Raw genomic sequence first — 6,491 nt, forward strand, 5'->3', positions numbered from 1 at the left:
CCAGATGAGGTTTGCCCTGCCAAATGGAAAGAAGGTGACAGCACACTCGCACCATCCATTGATCTGGTCGGAAAAATTTAAGACTGGCATATAAAAAGCCCCTCAGCTCAGTTGAGGGGCTTTTTTTGTTTATTGAAACAGATCAAGTTTATAAAAATGCATCGAGTACCGAATTTAAGTACATATGGCCGTGTTCGGTACAGGCAATACGCTGTACATCGGCTTGCAATAACTTTTTCTGGCGCAGTTGCTCCAGTGTCGGTGCAATTGCGTCAATCTCCAAACCAGTTCGCTCAGCATATAAGGCTGTCGGTACGCCTTGGTTGAGTCGCAAGGCATTCATCATAAACTCAAATGGTAATTCATCTGCTGCGATCTTTTTCCATTGCACATGCTCGGCAGGCACCTTGGCCAGATAGTCTTTGGGTAGACGGGTTTTTTGATAACGATAAACGCCGTCGGGTTGTGTAACTTTGCCGTGTGCCCCTGCCCCAATAGCCAAATAATCACCGAATTGCCAGTAATTGAGATTATGTGCCGATGGCTGCTCTTTACGCCAAGCCGATACTTCGTAATTGATAAAGCCTTGTGAGGTTAAATAGGCTTCGCCGGCCGTCTGGATCTGCTCAAGCACATCATCTTCGGGTAAAACTGGTTGGGTTCTAAAAAAAACCGTATTGGGTTCAATGGTCAGTTGATACCAACTGATATGCGTGGCACCGCGTTCAACCGCACAGTGCAGGTCGTACATAGCTTCTTCAAAGGTTTGTTGTGGCAAACCGTGCATCAGATCGACATTGACACGTTGAAAGCCAGCTTTTTTTGCCAAGCCAATGGCATCTAAGGCATTTTGCGCACTGTGAATCCGCCCCAAGCGCTGCAAATGTGCCGAATCAAAACTTTGTACACCCAGTGAAAGTCGGTTGATACCGGCTGCCAAATAGTCTGCAAAAGGATCATGCTCAAGCGTGCCCGGATTGGCTTCAAGCGTAATTTCACACCCAGATGTAAACGGAATCAGAGCACTTAACTGCGTAAATAACCAGTGATAGCCCTGCGCCGAAATCAGTGACGGTGTTCCGCCACCAATAAAAATACTATGAATCGCACGCCCCTGCGCAAAATCCAGTTGCGTTACAAAATCGGCCACCAGTGCGTGCAGATACTGTTGCTCCAAATCGATAGACAATGCGCCATTGGGTACCGCATGCGAATTAAAATCACAATAGGGACATTTACGTACACACCACGGCATATGGATATACAGCGATAGCGGAATATCGGTGGGATTAAGCAAAGCAGTCAAGAATGAAACTCAAACAAAAATAAGCCACTTATTTTAACACGAACCCAATCAGGACAGGCTTCAATTCATATCGAATTGCTTTAGACTGAGAGCAGATAAAAATAAGTTCTGGAAAAAGAATGATCAAGCTCTCGTCACAAGTCTTATTATTTTTACCCTTGGCACTCGGTATTGGCATTGCCATGGCCATTCAAACGGCGCTCAATACACAATTGCGTGAATCGTTACATTCCCCCTTACAAGCAGCGTTTATTTCTTTTTTAATTGGCACGATTGTCCTTGGTTTATTGGTCAGTTTTGAAGATGCAACAAAACCTAGTCTCGCGCAACTGGGGCAAATTCCTTGGTATCTCTGGTTAGGCGGCTTTTTAGGGGTTTATGCAATTAGTGTGAGCATTTATACTGCGCCTAAATTTGGGTTTCTAACCTTGTCTGGGGTGATCATTTTTGGTCAGCTCGGTATGTCGATGTTACTCGATCATTTCGGTTGGCTAGGCAATGAAAAAATTCCCGTGAACTGGCAGCGTGTTTTGGGTGCGATCATGATTTTCGCTGGCGTGATCTTTACATTTCAGCGATAACCTTTTTAAGTGGATAACGTGTTGTGACAAATGTTTCAGGGTTTGGTACTGAATTAAAACAGCTTTTGCAGTTGATGTGGCCCATTTTGATCACGCAATTTGCGCAGGCAGGTCTGGGGCTGATTGATACCATCATGGCCGGTCATCTTTCGGCCAATGATTTGGCAGCGATTGCTGTCGGTGTAGGCCTCTGGATGCCAATCATGTTGCTGTTTAGTGCCATCATGATTGCCACAACCCCTTTGGTGGCCGAAGCCAAAGGTGCACGAACACCAGAAAAAATTCCGGGACTGGTACGTCAGTCACTGTGGGTGGCGCTGTGTCTGGGGCTGATTGCCATGCTGATTTTGCAGACCATGCCCTTTTTGCTGCCTGTACTTGGCGTACCTGAAAGCCTGCAACCCAAAGCAGGACTATTTTTACATGCAATTGGCTTTGGTATGCCGGCCGTGACCATGTACGCAGCCTTACGTGGTTATTCGGAGGCCATGGGCCACCCGAGACCTGTGACCGTGATTAGCTTATTGGCCTTGGTGGTACTGGTACCGCTGAACTTTATTTTTATGTATGGTCTTGGGCCTATTCCGCATTTGGGTAGTGCAGGCTGTGGTTTTGCGACCGCCATTTTGCAATGGTTAATGCTGATTACACTGGCCAATTATGTGTACCGAGCCAAGGCTTATCAGTCGACGCAAATCTTTACCCACTGGGAAAAACTTGATCCGCAGATCATCAAGCGTATTTTAAAACTGGGTTTTCCAATTGGTCTGGCGGTGTTTTTTGAAGTCAGTATTTTTAGCACAGGTGCAATTGTACTGAGCCCACTTGGTGATACGGTTGTGGCTGCACATCAAATTGCGATGTCTGTGACCTCACAGCTCTTTATGATTCCAATGTCGCTGGCGATTGCACTGACCATTCGGGTGGGCATGTATTACGGCGAAAAAAACTGGATTTCGATGCGTCGTGTACAAAAACTGGGGCTCGGCACCGCCACGTTTTTCGCGTTGTGCACCATGTGTTTAATCTGGTTTGCCCGTCCTCAAATTGTTGCAATTTATACTCAAGATCCACAGGTATTTGATGTGGCGTTGTCGTTGTTGCTGTTTGCAATGGCTTATCAGCTTATGGACGCATGGCAAATTGGGGCGGCAGGCTGCTTACGTGGTATGCAAGATACCAAAGGCCCGATGTGGATTACGCTGGTGGCCTATTGGGTGATCGCATTTCCGGTAGGGGTGTATCTGTCACGTAGTTTAGAGATGGGGCCGGCCGGTATCTGGCTCGGTTTGATTTTAGGCTTGAGTATTGCCTGTGTGTTGTTGCTGGCACGCTTGTACAGCAACAACCGTAAACTGTCACAGCAGGCTTGATGTTTGAGCTAGCTTGATGCGTTAGCTGGCCTGCCGAGGAGAGGCTCCGATTTGCCACACAAACGGTAGTGCAGCCTGATTGACCTCCCAATCACCAATGGCTTTTTCTTTGTAAATAATCGGATTATGCGACGATACGGTGCGTGCATTACGCCAGTATCGATCAAGCTGTTTGGCCGTGCTGCTTGCCGAGGCACTGAGCGCGTTAAACAGATTCGAAGTCAGCTCAAGAACCAGACGGCTAATCACTACCTGCCCTTGTGCCGATTCAAGCTCAGCAGCAATATTGGCCTGAACGTCTTGTTCTGGCTGCTCGGCAAAATGACTTAAATAGGCATCTTGCAAAGCCGCCGCGGCACGCCGTGTGATGGCAGCACTGGCATAGGCTTGTGCTGAAGCCTGACCAATCACCTGTAACACTTGGGGATCATGGCGAACCAGATCGGCATTGCCATGACTAAAAATTCGTGTGCGGTGACGTACTTCTTCACTAAAATTAGCCACAGCCGCCTGAGCGATACCACTTAGCGTGGCCAAGTGCACCACCTGATAAAATGCAGTTTGATACTTAAATCGCTGATCGAAAGGCAAAATATGCGAAATCGGCACCTCAACTGCATTCACGCTCAGCGTACCGCTACCCGTGGTTTTCTGGCCAAAGCCATCCCAGTCATCTTGAATATCCACCCCTGAAGCATGTCGGTTAATCACGGCAATCACGTTTTGCTGACTCACTTCATCGAAGGCAAATAAATCGACCCAGTCGGCGAAAATACTTCCGGTGGAGTAATACTTTTCACCACTGACCACACGCTGCCCCGTAGCATTTTGGATCACGCGGGTAATCACATCACCAATCTGCACACTCCCCACTTCAGTCCATGCATTGCCAACCAGCTCACCCGCCACAAAGCGCTCAAACCAAAGCTTTTGAGATTGGGTTTTATGCGCCACCAGTCGATCTTCGACAAAAGCAAAATGCCCACGTAGTGCCTGCACAATATTGGAATCTGCCGCTGCAAGCTCTGTAAGGAGGTCAAATAACTGTGGTAAAGACAGCCCTGCGCCACCATAACGCACAGGTACACGCACGGCGCCAAAGCCGGCCTGCTTTAACTGTTCAATCTGCTCAAAGGGTAAAATCCGCTGCTGTTCACGGGCTAAGGCTCCCTGTGCAATCTCGGCGAAAATCGGACGATACTTTGCTGCAACGGCCGCATAATCTCCACCGAGTGAAAGCTGTTCTTTAATTAGTTCAAATTGGCTCATTTTTATTCTCCATTCTTTTCGTTTTCAATTTAGCTCCACGCATGGCGTGGCGGGTGGATACCGTTTAAGTAGTAATTGCCCACCAAATGATATTTCCAGCGCACAGGATCATGTAGAGTGTGCGTGCGCGCATTGCGCCAATGACGGTCTAGATTTAATTCCGACAAGGTCGAACGTGTGCCCGACAATTCGAACAGTTTATTGCTGGCCAGCAGCGCAATTTCTGTCGTGAGGACTTTGGCTTCTGCCACACGCAAGGTGGCTTCATTCACCTGCTGTTCGGTCGGTTCAGCAATCGCACGGTCAATTTCATCGGCCGCCAGATCAAGCACGGCTTCTGCTGCACGTAGCTTAATTTTTAAATCACCAATATTGGCAATCGTGTACGGGTCTTGACTGGCATGTTCGACGCCCGCATCAATCCATGGGCGACTGTGCTGACGGACATACCGAATGGTTTCATCAATTGCACCGCGAGCAATTCCCGCATCGACCGCAGCCTGAATAAATTGTGAGATTGCACCTGCCGGCGTCGGGCGTTCAAATGCCCGATAAATCGGAACCAGATATTGCTCCGTCACCTCGACCTGATTGAGCTCTACAGTGCCACTGGCCGTAGTACGCTGACCAAAACCCGACCAGTCATTGATAATGTTCAGCCCTGTGGTGCCTTGAGGAATAAAAGCGGCATACGGAAGCCCTTCTTCATTGATGGCCACAACCGGAATCCAGTGGGCCAATAATGCGCCGGTGGCGAAAAACTTCTGGCCATTCAATTCATAACCGGTGGCTGTTTTGCGTAGGGTGGTCTGTAAATCGGCAACGGTTCTGGCATTTTTTTCTGAAAATGCATTGCCTAAACGCGCGCCTCGAAGAATCAAATCAAAAAAGAAATGTTGCTGTTCTTCACTGGCATCGAGCCGAAGATGTTCGATAAAAGCCAAGTGGTTTTGAGGAATCTGCCCCAAAGATGAGTCGACACTGGAGATGGTTTTAATTACCTCGGCCAAGGTGCGATATGACACGCCAGCACCGCCAAATGCTTTTGGCACAGTAATGGCCCAGAGGCCACTTTGCGAAAAAGCCTGAACTTCATTCAGCGGCAATTGACGTGCTTGATCACGCTGTGATGCCTCTTGGACAAAACGCTCAGCCAGCCGCTGTGCGATCTCAATGGCCTCTTGGTCTGAACGAATACGATGTGCATTTTCGGTATGCTGAAAATAATGATGTGGCACTGGATGATTACGAGAATCATGCGCACGGTTGAGATTTAAATTCGACATGGTGAGTGCGTCCTGAAACTGATTTGTACTTATTTGTGCTATCACCTTATCACCAAAATTTGCCATGCTTTATATGGATTAACGTATTGTTTATGAATTGATTTTTGCTAAGCTTTTCTCAAAATAATATTTATTTAAACCCTTGTTTCCTCGGCATTATTAACAGCATATAAACAATTTAAACTTTGAAATATATACTTTGTCACCTATGATCAAAATTGAAAAAACCGCAGCGAAAAGGTACTTCAGATGGCAAAAAATGCGAGCTCACCGGGTCGGCGTTTTATGAAACTTGCAGGCATGACCGCCAGCATTGCAACCAAAACCGTGTCCAACTCCATTCGACATCTCACTGCCGATGAAGAACAGAAACTTGCTGCAAAAACCAAGTTATTTCAAGATATTGGTATTCAGATCGCAGAAACTTTGGGTGAAATGAAAGGTGCGGTGATGAAAGTGGGGCAAATTGCTTCACAGTACAAGGATATTTTTCCGCCAGAAGTGGCACAATCGATTGCCAAGTTACAACGTCAGGCACCTGCCGTACCTTTTGCAACTATTCGCACTCAGGTCGAAAAAGAACTCGGAAAACCACTCGATGTCGCGTTTCAATCTTTTGAGCCCACTCCTTTTGCCGCGGCATCGATTGGTCAGGTTCATCGGGCCAGACTGCATG

The 6,491-nt window shown here is 47.5% G+C and carries 6 protein-coding genes and 1 pseudogene; 4 read left to right on the top strand and 3 right to left on the bottom strand.

The window, feature by feature from the left end:
- Positions 1–81: pseudogene (locus ADA42_RS18725) on the top strand (peroxiredoxin); the annotation flags it as partial.
- A gap of 67 nt (positions 82–148) precedes the next feature.
- Here ADA42_RS18725 and hemW read toward each other — a convergent pair.
- The gene (hemW, locus tag ADA42_RS06665) at positions 149–1,306 is read right to left on the bottom strand and encodes a radical SAM family heme chaperone HemW (RefSeq protein WP_048764257.1); all 1,158 of its coding nucleotides are present in this window, start codon (positions 1,304–1,306) and stop codon (positions 149–151) included.
- Between the two features lie 119 nt (positions 1,307–1,425).
- Between hemW and ADA42_RS06670 the strand changes: the two genes are divergently transcribed.
- Together ADA42_RS06670 and ADA42_RS06675 are read left to right on the top strand one after the other, a co-directional pair.
- Positions 1,426–1,887: a DMT family transporter gene (locus ADA42_RS06670; RefSeq protein WP_004932643.1), complete on the top strand. Its 462-nt coding sequence runs from the start codon at positions 1,426–1,428 to the stop codon at positions 1,885–1,887.
- A 23-nt stretch (positions 1,888–1,910) separates the two neighbouring features.
- Positions 1,911–3,260 carry an MATE family efflux transporter gene (locus ADA42_RS06675; protein ID WP_025095336.1) on the top strand — a complete coding sequence of 450 codons (1,350 nt, stop codon included), beginning with the start codon at positions 1,911–1,913 and terminating at the stop codon, positions 3,258–3,260.
- A 21-nt stretch (positions 3,261–3,281) separates the two neighbouring features.
- On the opposite strand, the gene ADA42_RS06680 is transcribed toward ADA42_RS06675, so the two are convergent.
- Together ADA42_RS06680 and ADA42_RS06685 are read right to left on the bottom strand one after the other, a co-directional pair.
- Positions 3,282–4,529 carry an acyl-CoA dehydrogenase family protein gene (locus tag ADA42_RS06680; RefSeq protein WP_048764259.1) on the bottom strand — a complete coding sequence of 416 codons (1,248 nt, stop codon included), beginning with the start codon at positions 4,527–4,529 and terminating at the stop codon, positions 3,282–3,284.
- A 29-nt stretch (positions 4,530–4,558) separates the two neighbouring features.
- Positions 4,559–5,815 (bottom strand): SfnB family sulfur acquisition oxidoreductase, encoded by a 1,257-nt coding sequence (locus ADA42_RS06685; RefSeq protein WP_048764262.1) that lies wholly within the window; start codon positions 5,813–5,815, stop codon positions 4,559–4,561.
- 249 nt (positions 5,816–6,064) lie between these two features.
- Between ADA42_RS06685 and ADA42_RS06690 the strand changes: the two genes are divergently transcribed.
- A partial coding sequence (locus ADA42_RS06690) for an AarF/UbiB family protein (protein ID WP_048764260.1) occupies positions 6,065–6,491 on the top strand: 427 nt, incomplete at its 3' end.

The organism is Acinetobacter sp. 243_ASPC, from assembly GCF_001054715.1.
Classification (GTDB): domain Bacteria; phylum Pseudomonadota; class Gammaproteobacteria; order Pseudomonadales; family Moraxellaceae; genus Acinetobacter; species Acinetobacter soli.